The sequence below is a fragment of the Aliirhizobium smilacinae genome (assembly GCF_006335145.1).
Lineage (GTDB): Bacteria > Pseudomonadota > Alphaproteobacteria > Rhizobiales > Rhizobiaceae > Neorhizobium > Neorhizobium smilacinae.
Genome location: NZ_VDMN01000001.1, coordinates 149,527 through 163,351, shown reverse-complemented (window position 1 = coordinate 163,351; position 13,825 = coordinate 149,527). Strand labels below are relative to the sequence as shown.

General features: G+C 59.6%; 17 protein-coding genes. 7 read left to right on the top strand and 10 right to left on the bottom strand.

The window, feature by feature from the left end; genetic code table 11:
* Nucleotides 1-4 precede the first annotated feature (4 nt).
* Nucleotides 5-265 (bottom strand): hypothetical protein, encoded by a 261-nt coding sequence (locus FHP24_RS00740; protein WP_139671488.1) that lies wholly within the window; start codon nt 263-265, stop codon nt 5-7.
* A gap of 615 nt (nt 266-880) precedes the next feature.
* Here FHP24_RS00740 and FHP24_RS00735 point away from each other — a divergent pair.
* Nucleotides 881-1,702 carry a sulfite exporter TauE/SafE family protein gene (locus tag FHP24_RS00735; RefSeq protein WP_139671485.1) on the top strand — a complete coding sequence of 274 codons (822 nt, stop codon included), beginning with the start codon at nt 881-883 and terminating at the stop codon, nt 1,700-1,702.
* Nucleotides 1,703-1,724: 22 nt separating this feature from the next.
* Here FHP24_RS00735 and FHP24_RS00730 read toward each other — a convergent pair whose 3' ends face one another.
* The 3 genes from FHP24_RS00730 to FHP24_RS00720 all read right to left on the bottom strand — a co-directional run bounded on the left by FHP24_RS00730 (nt 1,725) and on the right by FHP24_RS00720 (nt 3,359).
* A complete protein-coding gene (locus FHP24_RS00730) occupies nt 1,725-2,312 on the bottom strand; it encodes a GIN domain-containing protein (protein WP_342782278.1) in 588 nt (195 codons plus the stop codon).
* A 151-nt stretch (nt 2,313-2,463) separates the two neighbouring features.
* Nucleotides 2,464-3,036, bottom strand: a complete 573-nt coding sequence (locus FHP24_RS00725; RefSeq protein WP_139671479.1) for a DUF1700 domain-containing protein — start codon at nt 3,034-3,036, stop codon at nt 2,464-2,466.
* The gene (locus FHP24_RS00720; protein ID WP_139671476.1) at nt 3,033-3,359 is read right to left on the bottom strand and encodes a PadR family transcriptional regulator; all 327 of its coding nucleotides are present in this window, start codon (nt 3,357-3,359) and stop codon (nt 3,033-3,035) included. The genes FHP24_RS00725 and FHP24_RS00720 overlap by 4 nt, the downstream gene beginning before the upstream one ends.
* A gap of 157 nt (nt 3,360-3,516) precedes the next feature.
* Between FHP24_RS00720 and FHP24_RS00715 the strand changes: the two genes are divergently transcribed.
* The 3 genes from FHP24_RS00715 to FHP24_RS00705 all read left to right on the top strand — a co-directional run bounded on the left by FHP24_RS00715 (nt 3,517) and on the right by FHP24_RS00705 (nt 6,394).
* Nucleotides 3,517-4,518, top strand: a complete 1,002-nt coding sequence (locus FHP24_RS00715; protein WP_139671473.1) for an alpha/beta hydrolase family protein — start codon at nt 3,517-3,519, stop codon at nt 4,516-4,518.
* Between the two features lie 191 nt (nt 4,519-4,709).
* Nucleotides 4,710-5,636, top strand: a complete 927-nt coding sequence (locus FHP24_RS00710; RefSeq protein WP_139671470.1) for an ABC transporter ATP-binding protein — start codon at nt 4,710-4,712, stop codon at nt 5,634-5,636.
* The gene (locus FHP24_RS00705; RefSeq protein WP_139671467.1) at nt 5,633-6,394 is read left to right on the top strand and encodes an ABC transporter permease; all 762 of its coding nucleotides are present in this window, start codon (nt 5,633-5,635) and stop codon (nt 6,392-6,394) included. Before FHP24_RS00710 ends, FHP24_RS00705 begins: the two co-directional genes overlap by 4 nt.
* 60 nt (nt 6,395-6,454) lie before the next feature.
* Here the strand turns inward: FHP24_RS00705 and FHP24_RS00700 are convergent, their stop codons facing one another.
* A complete protein-coding gene (locus tag FHP24_RS00700; protein WP_139671464.1) occupies nt 6,455-7,645 on the bottom strand; it encodes a GNAT family N-acetyltransferase in 1,191 nt (396 codons plus the stop codon).
* Nucleotides 7,646-7,953: 308 nt separating this feature from the next.
* Entirely contained in the window at nt 7,954-9,159 is a 1,206-nt protein-coding gene (locus FHP24_RS00695) for an MFS transporter (protein ID WP_139671461.1), read from the bottom strand.
* An 83-nt stretch (nt 9,160-9,242) separates the two neighbouring features.
* Between FHP24_RS00695 and FHP24_RS00690 the strand changes: the two genes are divergently transcribed.
* Complete coding sequence (locus FHP24_RS00690; RefSeq protein WP_139671458.1) at nt 9,243-10,232, top strand: AraC family transcriptional regulator; 990 nt, start codon at nt 9,243-9,245, stop codon at nt 10,230-10,232.
* Nucleotides 10,233-10,235: 3 nt separating this feature from the next.
* On the opposite strand, the gene FHP24_RS00685 is transcribed toward FHP24_RS00690, so the two are convergent.
* The 3 genes from FHP24_RS00685 to cobS are packed head-to-tail and all read right to left on the bottom strand — an operon-like array spanning nt 10,236 to nt 11,966.
* Nucleotides 10,236-10,937, bottom strand: coding sequence for a retropepsin-like aspartic protease family protein (locus FHP24_RS00685; RefSeq protein ID WP_139671455.1), 702 nt, complete (start codon nt 10,935-10,937; stop codon nt 10,236-10,238).
* The gene (locus tag FHP24_RS00680; protein ID WP_139671452.1) at nt 10,934-11,167 is read right to left on the bottom strand and encodes a DUF1289 domain-containing protein; all 234 of its coding nucleotides are present in this window, start codon (nt 11,165-11,167) and stop codon (nt 10,934-10,936) included. The genes FHP24_RS00685 and FHP24_RS00680 overlap by 4 nt, the downstream gene beginning before the upstream one ends.
* Nucleotides 11,168-11,186: 19 nt before the next feature.
* Entirely contained in the window at nt 11,187-11,966 is a 780-nt protein-coding gene (cobS, locus tag FHP24_RS00675) for an adenosylcobinamide-GDP ribazoletransferase (RefSeq protein WP_139676059.1), read from the bottom strand.
* A 106-nt stretch (nt 11,967-12,072) separates the two neighbouring features.
* Here cobS and cobT point away from each other — a divergent pair, with 106 nt between their 5' ends.
* Together cobT and FHP24_RS00665 are read left to right on the top strand one after the other, a co-directional pair.
* Complete coding sequence (cobT, locus tag FHP24_RS00670) at nt 12,073-13,089, top strand: nicotinate-nucleotide--dimethylbenzimidazole phosphoribosyltransferase (RefSeq protein WP_139671449.1); 1,017 nt, start codon at nt 12,073-12,075, stop codon at nt 13,087-13,089.
* A gap of 9 nt (nt 13,090-13,098) precedes the next feature.
* Nucleotides 13,099-13,488, top strand: coding sequence for a diacylglycerol kinase (locus FHP24_RS00665; protein ID WP_139671446.1), 390 nt, complete (start codon nt 13,099-13,101; stop codon nt 13,486-13,488).
* A 28-nt stretch (nt 13,489-13,516) separates the two neighbouring features.
* On the opposite strand, the gene FHP24_RS00660 is transcribed toward FHP24_RS00665, so the two are convergent.
* Nucleotides 13,517-13,804 carry a hypothetical protein gene (locus FHP24_RS00660; protein WP_139671442.1) on the bottom strand — a complete coding sequence of 96 codons (288 nt, stop codon included), beginning with the start codon at nt 13,802-13,804 and terminating at the stop codon, nt 13,517-13,519.
* Nucleotides 13,805-13,825 lie beyond the last annotated feature (21 nt).

Genomic DNA, 13,825 nt, shown 5'->3' with positions numbered 1-13,825 from the left:
ATTTTCAGTTGATCCGCTTCGAGGTATGAGGCGTGCGCGGATCGATTGCGCCGGTATCTGATCCGTCCGCGTCGCGAAAATCACCCGGCAGCGGAAGCGTCAGCGCATCCACCATCATTGTCGCCAGCTCGTCGAGAGATCCGAAGTCGAAATCATCATCCGCCTCCGGGGCGGTGACGGGTTCCTGCGGAAATCTGTGTTTCTTGACGGAGTTCGGCATGATGGTCGACTTTCGGCTGTGGCAATGAATTTGAACAATATGCAATCAGGTATCCTGGCACCACTTACAGGACAAGATACCTCTCTTGGCATACGTCAAATGCCGGGGCCTGGATTGTTGCGAACACGAAATTCGGTGGAGACGATTGTCATCGTGCCGCTTGAGCCCAAAGGGCGGTCAGGACGTACAGCGATCCTATCGGCATAATGATTGCCGATTTCTAAACGCCAGCCCTTGAACCATATCGCCGGTGTTTACGCCTCCCTGATGTCAAGCTGTAGTCCAGCACCGGTCCGGACTGTCGTCGCCACCCGTTTGGGTGAGCCGTCTTGAAATGAGTGGATATTTTAACAAACAAAAAAGCCGGCCCCGGCGTTCCGCCACGTCGTGGTCGGGAAAAACGGGACCGGCCGACGAGCGTGTCGTCGCAAGCATCGGGGCAAGCCATCTGTTGGCCCGGTGGCCGAGCATTCTGACGGTCTGCGCGAGGTGCGGCGGCGTTCGCGCGACCGCGGCTTGCCTGGCGCAAACAATGATGCGAATAGGTCACCGCAAGATGACAGGGCGAAAGACAGGCTTTCACCATGTCATCGTCATGCCCGCCCTACCAGCTCATGCCTTTTCGATCCGGCTCATGAGTACCCGTCGCCGGAGAACGCGATGCCTACCTTTCTCGATATTCTTCCCTTCGTTGCGGCACTGCTTGCCGCAGGTGTACTCGCAGGACTGCTTGCCGGCCTGTTCGGCATCGGCGGTGGTGCGATCCTTGTGCCGATCTTCTTCCATGTGTTCGGGCTTCTGGGTGTCGCTGACGAGGTGCGCATGCATCTGGCGCTCGGCACCTCGCTGGCGATCATCGTGCCGACGTCGGTCCGTTCTTTTGCTGCGCACCGTCAGCGCGGCGCGGTGGATATCGATCTCCTCAAGGGCTGGGTCGTCGCCGTGCCCCTCGGCACGATCATCGCCACGCTGATCGCCGCTTGGGCGTCCAGCACCGAGCTGAGGCTGATCTTCGCGGTGATCGCGCTGGTACTGGCGCTGAGGATGATTTTTAACCGCGCCAGCTGGAAACTCGGCGACGATCTCCCTGCCAATCCGCTGAAGTTCCTGGTCGGCACCCTCATCGGCATCCTGTCGGGCCTGATGGGGATCGGTGGCGGGGTGATGAACAACACCTTCATGACGCTTTACGGGCGCACCATCCACCAGGCGGTCGCCACCTCATCGGGCGTCGGCGTGCTGATCTCGATCCCGGGCCTGGTCGGTTATATTTGGGGCGGCTGGGGCAAGCCCGGCCTGCCGCCGTTTTCGACCGGCTATATCAACTGGCTGGCCGTCGCGCTGCTGATCCCGGTAACACTCTATACGGCGCCTTATGGGGCAAGGCTTGCGCATGCCATGTCGAAACGGCAGCTCGAATTCGGCTTCGCCCTGTTCCTCGTCGCGATCGCGGCGCAGTTTTTTGCCAGCGTGATTTTTTGAGGTTGGTGCCTGCAAGCGACGGCTATGGAAATTGCTGAATTCGGCCGCTACCCCGTATTTCCGAACGGCGCAGCATCGGATTGCCGAACAGCTCGACATTGCCGCTTCCGGAAATGGAGACATCGGCCGTTGCCTTCGCGGTAATTTGCGCATCGCCGCTGCCTCGGACTTCGATCTCTGTGGACTGGCTGCTCAACTCCTTCAGGTTTGCTGCGCCGGAACCTGAAATCTCCATGCGAACGCTCTCGGTGGTACCGGCCGCCGTGATGTTGCCGCTGCCCTGGATGACGAAGCGTATCTGGGGCTGATCGATATTGGTCAAGGAAAGATCGACGTTGCCAAGCATTTTCCACTCGGTGATCGGTGGTCCCGAAATACTGACCTCGAGCCGCGGAGACGGCCAGCCGGGTTCGCAATCGAGATCCAGTCTGCCGTTTTCGAGCCGCACATGTTCGAGCAGCGTCTGATCGCCGCTGACGATGGCCTGCGCCTCTCCGCCCGGCTGATAGCGGACGGTAGCCGGCAAGCTTATCGCCAGACCGTCAATCGCCGCAAGGGGCAGGGTGATTTGTTGCCTGGTAGAGCCGGATGGTCCACAGGTTGATGTCATCGCGCCCCATAAGCTCGTCAGGCTTCCCGGATTCCGTTCCGCGAAACCTATGCCCATTATCAGAAATAGAATTGCGCCACTCACGCCTGTGATCGCGACCAATAACAGTCTTCGGCCCATGTCCGTTTTCCTTCAAAAGGGAAGGCGTCGATCAGACGCGATGTTGAGCTGGTTGAGCGAGTTGAAAATGTAGCCGGGCATATCGCCCGAACAGATGGATGGCTGCGCCCATCCCGAGTAACAGCAGAGCGCCTCCGCCGATGAAGCCGCTAACCAGTCCGGCTCCGATGGAAAAGTGGCTCAGGATCGCCGTAAGCGTGATGCCATCCGGAACCAAGATCGCGGTGACGATGACCTTGATCCCGAGAGCGCCGATGGCCAGCAGAGCCAAGGCGAAAGCAAGCGTTACCACCGTCATGACAATCAACAGCGGCAGCAGGAAAAGAACATCGACGATGGCGAGGCCAGCCAGGGCAAAGACTGCCGCCAGCATGTTCGAGACGCTCCAGTTTGTTTCGAAACGGCGAAGCTTGACGTCCGCCTTGAGTTCTCGCGCAATTCTGGCCGGATCGCCCAAAGCGGCTGCAACCTCTGCGTCCTGACGGCCAGAGGTTTTGGATTCGACAAAATGGGCCGCGTAGTCGGCAATGATATCTTCGATCTCTTGAGGAGGCAGGCCCGCGAGACCCCGTCTCAATGCGTGCAAAAAACTGTCCCTGTTCATTCCAGCTCCCCGAGAAGTTTTTCTACCGAATTCGCGAAAGTGCGCCAGTCGCGCCGATGGGCTTCGAAAACCGTCAGGCCCAAGGGTGTGAGCCGGTAATATTTGCGGGGAGGCCCACTGCTCGATTCGACAAGGCGGGTCGCAACGAGCCCATCGTTCTGCATGCGACGCATGAGAGGGTAGATCGTGCCTTCCCCCATCCCGACGGCCGTAACCAGAGTGTTGGCAATTTCATAGCCATAGTTCTCGCCCCGAGACAGCACGGCCAGAACGCACAGATCAAGTGCGCCTTTTCTCAGTTGGACCTGAATCGAGTCGGTCATGCGATTCCCCGTATTTACAGATTATGTATAACACGCTACCTGTTAATGCAAGGTAGCGTGTTGAGTTGCAGACATCGCGTTGCCTTCATCCTCAGCACGGCGAGCGTTCGGTCTGTCAGGCCGGGCAACCGGCTGCTCATAAGCTGGAGCAACGACTATGATGCGTTTATGCCTGGTCCTGGCGGCCACCTTTTGTCTTGCTGTATCGTCTGCCCATGCAGCGGGACTGAAGTTTATTCAAATTCCGGCGGGACCGGAGGATAGTCCGGCAATCGATGCGGCGATGTGGTCGCCCTGTGCGATGGCGCCCGCGGATGTGCGGATCGGCGTGCTGATGGTGCCGGCCGTACCAGATTGCCCTGTTGCTGGAGAGAGACTGCCGCTGGTGGTCATCTCTCATGGTTATGGCGGCTGGTATCTCGGCCACCACGATACGGCCGAAGCCCTGGCCGATGCCGGATTTGTCGTCGTCGCCATCAATCATCCGCACGCAAATCATGCCGATATGAGTAGGGCAAATGGTCTTGGCGCTTTGATCAGGCGCCCCTTCGATATCATGCGAACCGTTGATTTCATGCTCACGGCTTCGCCTGATGCCGGAAAGATCGACCCGCAACGCGTCGGTTTTTACGGGTTCTCGCAAGGCGGCTATACGGGCCTCGTTATCGCTGGAGCGGATCCGGATTTCAGCAAATTGCCGCCGCGTTGCGCGGACCCGAAAGCAACCGGCTGCCCACAGGTCAATCAAGTCCGACCTGTGCAACAGGAGCCGCGGCCCCAAGTGCTCGCCCATGATCCCCGCATCAAGGCAATGGTTATTGCCGACCCGCTCAGTGTTGTCTTTCAGACCGTGAACAGCGTGAAAAACGTTGCGATTCCGCTTCAGTTATGGGGATCGGAACTGGGAGGCGGTGGCGGAGCGTCGCCTAAAGATGTCGCGACACTGGCTGGTGTCTTGCCTGAAAAACCTGATTTCCGGATCGCACCGAATGCCGTTCATCTATCGTTTCTGACGTTGTGCCCCGATACCCACAAGGATTCGGAAGTATGCATTGATGCTCCAGGTTTTGACCGGGCGGCGTTTCACGCGGAGTTCAATGCGGAGGTGGTCGCGTTCTTCCGACGAAATATTGGCGCAGGAGGCGGCCGCTTGGAATAATCAAAGTGATGCAGGACACGGCGCCGATGCGGCCAATCGGCTGCTCCGGGTCGACCCCAGTCAATATCGGCGCGCCTCATTACCCCGAAATCCGGAACGCAATATTCTTCCATGAAGGGATAGCTTCATAGGAATGCGCCCCTATATTGCGGCATCTCCGGAAAACATCTTCCAATACGAATGCGGTCCTCATGCCTCCTATTATTTCCGTCCAGCAACTGACCAAGACCTATGGCAATGGGTTCGAAGCCTTGAAGGGCGTCGATCTCGATATCGAGCGCGGCGAAATCCTGGCGCTGCTTGGGCCGAACGGGGCCGGCAAGACGACGTTGATCTCGATCGTCTGCGGCATCGTCAATCCGACCGGCGGCAAGGTTCTGGTCGACGGCCATGACGTCGTGAAGGACTTTCGCCGGACCCGCTCGCTGATCGGGCTGGTGCCGCAGGAACTGACCACCGACCAGTTCGAGACGGTCTGGAACACGGTGAGCTTTTCCCGTGGCGTTTACGGCAAGAAGCCGAACCCGGCGCTGATCGAAAAGATCCTGCGCGAACTGTCCTTGTGGAAAAAGAAGGACAACATGCTGCGCGAGCTTTCCGGCGGCATGAAGCGGCGCGTGCTGATCGCCAAGGCTTTGTCGCATGAGCCGGAAGTGCTGTTCCTCGACGAGCCGACCGCCGGCGTCGATGTCAGCCTGCGCCGCGATATGTGGGAAGTGGTGAAGCGTCTGCGCGAAGAGGGCGTGACCATCATCCTCACCACCCATTATATCGAGGAGGCGGAGGAGATCGCCGACCGGGTGGGGGTCATCAACGGTGGCAAGCTTCTTCTTCTGCAGGAAAAGACTGCGCTGATGAAGCAGTTCGGCCGCAAGCAGCTGAAACTCGACCTGACCGAAAAGCTGGAGACGATCCCGCCGAGCCTTGCATCCTTCGCGCTTTCGCTCGGCGAAGACGGCATGTCGCTGGTGCATGAATACAGCCACGAGGAAAGCCAGGACAGTATCGCGTCGCTTCTTTCGGCGCTGACGGCGGCAGGCATTCACTTCAGGGATCTCTCGACAAGGCAAAGTTCGCTGGAGGACATTTTCGTCGCTCTGGTGGAGGAGAAGGCATGAATTTCGAAGCGATCAAATCCATCTACGGGTTCGAGATGGCGCGCATGCGCCGCACGCTGATGCAGAGCGTCATCTCGCCGGTCATCACCACCTCGCTTTATTTCATCGTTTTCGGCACCGCGATCGGCTCGCGCATCCAGACGATAGAGGGCGTCTCCTACGGCTCCTTCATCACGCCCGGCCTGATCATGCTGACGCTGCTGACGCAATGCGTCTCCAACGGTTCGATCGGCATCTATTTTCCGAAATTCACCGGCACGATCTACGAGATCCTCTCTGCACCCGTCGCCATGACGGAAATCCTCGTCGGTTATGTCGGGGCAGCGGCGACCAAGGGGCTTCTTATAGGCCTGATCATCCTTGCGACCGCATCCTTCTTCGTCGACATCCGTATCGCCCATCCGTTTATGATGGTGCTTTTTCTGGTGCTGACCGCGATCACCTTCAGCCTGTTTGGTTTCATCATCGGCATCTGGGCGAAGAATTTCGAACAGCTGAACATCGTGCCGATGCTGGTTGTGCCGCCGCTGACTTTTCTGGGCGGAAGTTTTTACTCGATCGACATGCTGCCGCCCTTCTGGCAAGCGGTGAGCCACCTGAACCCGGTGCTGTATCTCGTCAGCGGTTTCCGCTGGAGTTTTTACGAGATCGCCGACGTCAATCCCGTCATCAGCCTGGTGATGATCGGTGTGTTTCTGGCAATCTGCCTGTCGGTGCTCGGCTGGATGTTCAAGACCGGTTACCGGCTGCGGAGCTGATGGAAACCACCAGATCGGCGGCAGGTGGCCGCCGGTTGCGTTTGACTTCGCCGGTCGCGCCTATTCTTCCTGTATCGGTCGCAAGCCGATCTGCCCGCCGGATGAAGGGTTGCGGCCTTTTGGCGCCGGGCGCCATTTCAGCATACGGCGAAGAGCGGCCCGCTGTTCCGCATTGGTGGCGACGTGCAGCATATGGCGCAGGGAGAACCGGAGATAGTCAGGCAGCAACGCGCCTGCGCCCTTCCAGGTCATAGGCACGCGGTATTTGATCCTGGAGGTCGCGGCATTCGCCCAGCGTTCCTTGTAGTCCATGTGCAATATGCGCATGTCGAAATCCAAGCCGCGCTCGAAGCACCAGCGCGCCACATCCTCGATGATCAGCATGCCCGGCGAAAAGCGCCCATATTCCGGCTCGAAACTGGTCGTCAACATTTCGACACGTGCTCGATCGATGGTAGCAAGAAAGGCTGCAACCGGCTTGCCGTCCAGCGTCAGGCGGAAAAGCCCTACGCGCCCGAACTCGCTGCGTCTCGTCGACGCCGCCCGGAAGAACCGGACCACCTCATCCTTGCCGAGCCAGGAGCATTGCTTGTCCAGCCGCTGCAGCCATCGCCGCTTTTCCCCGACCACCCAGTCGATCGTCTCCTTGCAGCTGTCGTAGTCTTCCGGAAGTTCGAAGCGCAACGTCCCGAGCTTCTGTAGCCGCTTGCGTTTCTGTTTCAGGTTGGCGCGGAAATTGGCCGAATAAGTCTGCAGCAGAGAATCGAAGCTTTGTGATCCGCGCCTCTCAAGTGCATAAGCATCCAAAGGATCCGGAATGTGGAAGGCTCCGGCATTGATAAGCTCCTTCCGGATCGGGCTGTCGTGCCTGACGAACGGAACCTCGATGACATCGGCCATCGGTCGCAAGAGCAGCATCAGTTCCTTGCAAATGCTGGCAGCATTGATGCCCGATGCGATGAGCGGATCGCCGTATTCCTCGTGCATGCCGCAGCCAAGCGGCTCGAGGCGTGTCGCAAAGCCGAGCCGGTTGCGCTGAAAGGGCCACACGGCGACAAGCCGCTCGCCGGACCACACGGTTGCGCAGATGAGGCGGTCGCCCGCTGAGGCATCCCGTGCTTCCCAGCCCAGCTTTGCCCATTCGAAAGTCTGTGTGAAATGGCAGGTTGTGACGGATCTTGCGAGATCATTCCAGGCGTTTTCAAGCCGAAGAAAAGCATCCACGCCGTCCAAAAGAGATGGGCGAAGCATATAGTCTCCATACCGGATTTTATTGTTACGCAATAATGGTTTTCTATTGTTTGTATTTAAAATTGCAAGTTGAATTAAAGTCAATTTGAATTCTACTGCCGTAATCTGTCGATGTGAAATTTAATGTCTCTGTTTTTTATTTAACGTGAGAATACGCGATGCGTGATGTGCTTGAAATATCGGATGTATTGAAGAACAAAATTGATCTGCAAAATAAAAACCCCCCGCAATGTTGAAATTGCGAGGGGATTTTCACGATGATTTGATGAATGTCCAGACTTGAGGCCGGGACCGTAACTTGCCGATGCTTATCCGAGCGACAACTGGCGGCGTTCGCCGCGTGCGGCCATCACCGATGCGCCAAGCAGCGAGGCGATGGCGAGAACGAAGATGACCGAGACCGGCCCCTGCATCTCGATCAGCACGCCGCCGAGAATGGCGCCGCTCGAGATCGCGATCTGGAAGGCGGGGATCACCAGCGCGCCGGCACTTTCGGCTTCGTCCGGCGCGTGGCGGACGACGAAGCTCTGGATGCTGACCGGGAAGGCGCCGAAGGCAAGGCCCCACATTGCGATCGCGGTCGCTGCCACGGCAAGCGACGCGCCGCCGATGGCCAGAACCACGGCAGATGCGGCAACCAGCGTGGCAAACAGCGTCACCGAAAGCCGCGGGCTGCGCTCGGAGACCAGGCCGCCGAGGAAATTGCCGACGAAACCGGCCACGCCATAGGCGAGCAGAATAAGCGAGATCGTCTCGACATCAAGATGCGGAACCTGTTCGAGGAAGGGCCGGATATAGGTGAAACCAGCGAAGTGACCCGCGACGAACAGAAGGATGGTGAACAGCGCGGTGCGGATCGACGGGCGGCGCATCAGTGCCATCAGTGTGCCGAGGCCTGCATGGCCGGTCGGCGGCAAGGCCGGAAGGGTGAATGCCTGTACCGCGAGCGCGACGACGCCAACGGCGGCGGAGAGATAAAAAGCTGCCCGCCAGCCGAGCGTATCGCCGATCCAGGCGCCGAGCGGCGCGGCGCAGACGGTGGCGAGCGACACGCCAGCCATGATGATCGCCATTGCCCGCGGCATTTTCGCCGGCGGTACGAGCCGCATGGCGAGCGCCGCCGACATCGCCCAGAAGCCGCCGAGCCCGATGCCCAGAAGGGCGCGGGCGGCCAGCACCATATAGATGTTCGACGCGGTTGCGGCGATCAGGCTGGAGATCACCAGCAGCGAGGTCAGAACCAGCACCGTCAGGCGCCGGTCGATATTGCGGGTGCCGATGACGACGCCGGGGCCGGCAATGGCGGCGATCACGGCGGTGGTGGTGATCGACTGGCCGGCAACGCCGGTGCTGACGCCGAGATCGGCGGAAAGCGGGGTCAGCAGGCTGACGGGCAGGAATTCGGCAGTGACGAGGCCGAAGACGCCAAGCGTGAGCGACGTGACTGCGCCCCAACGTGCGACATCGTGTTCCGTTCGTGCTGCATCGTCAGATGGTAAGGGGGTGCCGTGCATGAGATTCTCCTGATTCGCGGCCGAGTTGGCTTTCGTCAGGAATAGGCGTGACGCCCTGGTGTTTCTATGCTAGAAAATCCGACATGCTTGATAATTCGTCCAAATACTCATCTTCGGTCACAACCGATCCCTTGTCGGAAATGCTGCGCGGCCTGCGCCTGGACGGGGTCGAATACGGCCGCTGTCGGCTTGCCGACCCCTGGGCCACGGCCTTTCCGGCCGAGGATGCCGCGCGGTTTCATTTCATTTCTTCCGGTGCAGCGGTGCTGAAGAGCCCATCGGGTGAATGGCTGCGGCTGAATGCCGGCGATGCAGTTATACTGCCGCGCGGTGACGCCCATGTGATTGCCAGCGCCGAAAATGTCGAACCTTTGCCATTCGGCAGATATGGCCGCAAGGAAGTCTGCCAGGGCGTGTTCGATGTGCAATGCGCCGATTCCCGCTGCGGCACGGTTGCTCTGACGGCGTCCATGCGGTTCAACATCGACAAGCTGCATCCGCTGCTGCAATTGATGCCCGAAACGATGCTGACCAGCGATCTTGCCACCAGCGAACCGGCCATTCCGCATCTGCTCGACGCGATGGCGCGCGAAGTCGATATGGACCGGGTCGGGGCAGGCGGCATTCTGGCGCGACTGGCGGATGTGCTGACGGCGACGATCATCCGCACCTGGGTCGAACACGGCTGCGGCAATACCACCGGCTGGATCGCCGCGGTGCGCAATCCGGAAGTCGGGCGCGTTCTGGCCGCCATTCATCTCGAGCCGGAGCGCGACTGGTCGGTTGCCGAGCTTGCAAGGCTGATGGGCGCATCGCGCTCCGGCTTTGCCGAACGTTTCGCCCGCGTGGTGGGAGAAACTCCTGCACGATATGTTGCGCGTGTGAGAATGCATCAGGCGCGGCTCTGGCTGAAAGAAGGCATGCGGGTGGCGACTGCCGCCGAAAAACTCGGTTACGACGCCGAAGCCTCGTTCAGCCGCGCCTTCAAACGCATCATCGGCGACCCGCCTAGCCATTTCCGCGGCAGGGGAGAAGAGTTTCCTGCGGTCGTGAACCTGATCGCTGCGGAATAGGCGCTAGTCACGCAGTCTGAGTTCATCCGTCTGCATGTTGAGCGAACTGAGCGTCGAGAGAAAGCTCATGCCGAGCAGGCTTTCGTCGAGCATTCCGTCCTGCGCCACCATGGCGCGGACATTGCGGCGCGAGATCGGGCCGATGGCGATCTCGTCCAGTCTGACGGGAGCCGCCATGGCCGCGCCGTTTGCCGTCATCACCCGGATCGTATAGGCGAGCCCGCCGGTATCGATGCCGATTGCAGCCGCATCGTCGAAGGACAGGACGACGCTGCTGGCGCCGGTATCGACCAGCATCGGGATGGTTTTACCATCAACCGAGACGTCGGCCCGAAAATGTCCGCCGAGTGCCTTCTGGATGATCACTTCGTTTCCGTCTCGCCCTGTGACCACGACGGCGCGTCCGGGCATCAGGCCCGCAACCATGCGGCCGGCGAACTGGTTCGCATCGTTGCGATAGAGATAGGCGGCGACCAGACCGAGAATGATCACCAGCCAGATGGCGAGATTGCGCAGCGCCTGACCCGCGTCGCCGCGGCGGCCGGCAAGAATGCCGGCGCCGAGCAGGCCGGCAATCGGGACGAGATAGATCAGCTGGCCGAAATCATTGTTGTCTATGCCGAAGGTCTGGCCGGAATCGTGATTGAAGACAAGCAGCGCAAGCCCTGCGCCCAGCACGAGTAACACGAAGGTCAGTCCATTCATGGGGTCTGGCGCTCCTTTGCCGATTCCCGGGCTATTTTTTGCCGTCGCGTCTCCCGCCGCGGCTTTCGCTCGACCGTCTCAAGCCTAGCTGCAAGGATATCCATGATCGACTGCCGTTCGGCATCCGAATAGTCGATCCAGCCGGCAATCTCGTCACGCGTCCTGCCGCAGCCGAAACAGTAGCCGGTCTTCATGTCGATCGAACAGACGAGAGTGCAGGGCGAAATCATGCGAGAATATATCGGTGGTTCAGGCGATCAGGGCAAGGGTCGCCAGAAGCACGATTTCGCTAATCTGTTGTGTCGCACCGATCGTGTCACCCGTATGGCCACCGAGTTTGCGGCGGACGAAGCCGGTGAACAGCTGGCCCGCAGCCGCGGCGACGAGAACCACGAATATGGCGACCATGACGCCGAGATGCGAGGCGACGAAGATGAGCCCCATTACGCCGCCGGTGAGCAGCGCCACGTTGCGGGCCGTCCGCTCCGGTGCGCCGATGGATGCGGCGACGCCGTTGGTTCGTGCCGGGGGAAGGGCGCTCCAATGCCAGATCATCACCGATCGGCTGACGCAGGCGGCGGCAAGCATCGAGACCGCCGCCAGACTGGAATCGAACCGGGCGAGTGCCGCAAGCGACGCTGCGCGCAACAAGAAGGACAGGATCATCGCGACGACGCCATAGGAGCCGATTCGGCTGTCCTTCATGATCGCCAGTGCGTGTTCCTTATCGCGCCCGCCGCCGAGGCCATCCGCCGCATCGGCGAGACCGTCCTCATGCAGCGCGCCCGTCATCAGCACCATCAGCGACAGTGCGATAAGGCTTGTCACGAGCGCGTCACCGGTCTGCGACAACGTGTAAAGCAGAAGCGCGGGGATAAGACCAATCAGCACGCCGGCGAGTGGAAATGCCCTCACAGTGCGTGAGAACGAGCCGCTCTGGCCGAGAAAGAACCGGTCCGGCACGGGGATTCGGCTGAGGAATGCGACCGAGCGGGCGAGGTCGGCAATAAAATCCGTCGCGTTTGGCAGTTGTCGCTCCCGATATAGGCGATTAAGAGATGCGCACACAAAGCGCGATTTGCCGGCAAACACAAGTGTGAGAAACGCGTGCCGGTCATGACGAGAGAGACTTCCAATGAGCTTGAGCGGCCTGCCTTTCGACGATTTTCGCAACCTGATTGCCAACCTGCCGGGACCGGACCCGCGCGCCCTGGTGGATGCCCGCGAACGCGACGCAAAACTGACCAAGCCGCTCGGAGCACTTGGAAGACTTGAGGAAATCGCCTTCTGGCTTGCTGCCTGGACAGGCAGGGCGCCGGCAGTCAACCGTCCGCTGGTGGCGATCTTTGCCGGCAACCACGGCGTCACGAAACATGGCATCACGCCGTTTCCGCCGTCGGTAACGCAGCAGATGGTGGAGAATTTTGCCGCAGGCGGTGCTGCGATCAACCAGATCTGCGTCACCCACGACCTGGGCCTGAAGATCTTCGATCTGGCTCTCGACTATCCGACCGGTGACATAGCCACCGAACCGGCGCTTTCCGAGCGCGACTGCGCCGCGACCATGGCCTTTGGCATGGAAGCGATTGCCGGCGGCACCGATCTTCTCTGCCTCGGCGAGATGGGAATCGGCAACACGACGATCGCGGCCGCCATTCATCTGGCGCTCTATGGTGGCGAGGCGGAAGACTGGGTTGGCCCCGGCACCGGTTCCCATGGTGAGCTGATGGCCCGCAAGATCGCGGTCGTCAAACAGGCACTTGAGACGCACAAGGGTCATCTGGATGATCCGCTGGAAATCCTGCGCCGTCTCGGTGGCCGCGAGATCGCTGCGATCGCAGGTGCAATCCTTGCCGCCCGTATGGAAAAGATCCCGGTCCTGCTCGACGGTTACGTCGTTACGGCTGCTGCTGCGATCCTCAAGGCCATCAACCCATCGGCGATCGACCATTGCCTGATCGGCCATGTGTCGGCCGAACCAGGGCACCTCCGCTCGATCGAAAAACTCGGCAAGACGCCACTGCTGGCTCTCGGCATGCGGCTTGGCGAAGGCACGGGTGCGGCACTCGCCGCCGGCATCGTCAAATCGGCGGCAGCCTGCCACTCCGGCATGGCGACCTACGAACAGGCCGGCGTTACCAACAAGGTGTAAGAATAGCCTATGGAAAAGACGCCGCTCGACAGCAATATCGAAAAAGCGAGCGGCGTTCGTCGTATTATCGCGGCCACGCGGTATTCGATGCAGGGACTTTTGCGCCTGTGGAAGGAAGAGGCCTTCCGGCATGAAGTTTATGCTTTCGCAGCGGGCCTTGCGCTCTTCGCCATCGTCGGCGCGACAGCGGCGGACTATTTTATTTTTCTCATTCTCATGTTGGTTCTGTTTTCCGTCGAGGCACTCAACACCGCGATCGAGGAACTGGTTGACCGGATTTCTCCCGAAGTCTCTACAGTCGGACGTCATGCGAAGGATCTCGGCTCCTTCGCCGTTTTCTGCCTTCTGGCGGCAAACGGGCTTTTCGCGCTTTATGTCGTGATCAAAGCGTTCTTCTGATTGCATTCGAACAACAGAATATATCCACTCAGGTTGCCATCACGGATCCGTGAAGGCGCAGTGCAACTTTTTGTAGTGGACGCGCAAATCTCAAAAAATTAGCATTTGTCATGTTTTGGGGGATTGCGGGCCTGTCGATTTGACCAATGACAAGATTGAAATTCTTGAATGCGATTTCAAATGGATCGTCCGGGTATATGAGGGCGGGCAGGTGAGCGAGCGCGTTTTTCACATTGCCGATCATGCCCATTCCTGGGCCGCAGGCCAGCGGATAAGGATCGACCAAATAGCCAAGAAGTCGGAAGGGCGTCGCCACTAGTCTGTTCGAATGGAGAGA